The organism is Haloferax profundi, from assembly GCF_001469865.1.
GTDB lineage: Archaea > Halobacteriota > Halobacteria > Halobacteriales > Haloferacaceae > Haloferax > Haloferax profundi.
In genome coordinates, this window is the sequence record NZ_LOPV01000462.1 from 1 (window position 1) to 854 (window position 854).

At 56.8% G+C, this 854-nt stretch carries 1 protein-coding gene; it reads left to right on the forward strand.

From position 1 onward, the window contains the following. On the forward strand, positions 1–854 hold an 854-nt coding region (locus AUR66_RS22165), incomplete at both ends, for a hypothetical protein (protein WP_197409809.1).

The following is an 854-nucleotide window of genomic DNA, read 5'->3' on the forward strand; positions in this document are numbered from 1 at the left end:
CACAGCCACCGCCGTCAGTACTGATGGGACCGTCGACCAACAGGCAACAGAGCTCGTTATCGTCGAAACCCCGGAGTGGGCCGAAGCATTCGAACTCCAGAATATCTACACCGAGCGTGGAATTGCGACCTATCGCCGAGAGTTTACACCAGGAGGCGACAACAGCTCTGAGCCCACAGAGATTACCGATGGGTTCCCCTTCGAGGACGTGACGATGCCTGCGGTTGGCGAGGAACAACAGTCTGAGGTGACACTGTATATGGTGCTGACAGTCGATCTGGCCACGAGTGATGCTCGAGCGACTGTTGGAGGTGAAACGAAGTACTCGGTGTCCGTTATTGTCGTCTCGGGTGAGGTTCGTGGTTCGGCCTACGCTGATTTGCGCAAGGGCGACCTGACTGACGGACGACTCCATGCTCGAGCAACTGCAGCGGCTCAGGTCCCACCACGAGGTATCCCCAATCCACCGGTTGGCCCAGTCCCACCGAACGTGGTCAATCTCTATCCCATCTTCGAGGTGGAACTCACTACGACGTCGAATTTCGACGAAGTCGACAACAACACATCGGGTGTTGCATTCGAGTTCCGTGATGGTGTCGTCTCGCCACGACTCGAGGCACGCCAAGAAGTCGGGAAGAAATACTCTGGGACCGAGCTCGTTCTCGGGCTCGAAGAAGGCATTGACACGGAGATGCCGATCTCGGATCTGTCGACAGTCAATGGGACTGTCTACGGACAGCTGTACGCCCGTGCGCTTCTCTATGGATACACTGCAGGTGTGTCGTATCCGCGTGGATCTGACCGGTTTACCTACCAGTTCAGCGATGTCGGTGGTGACGTGACGCTTTCAGACC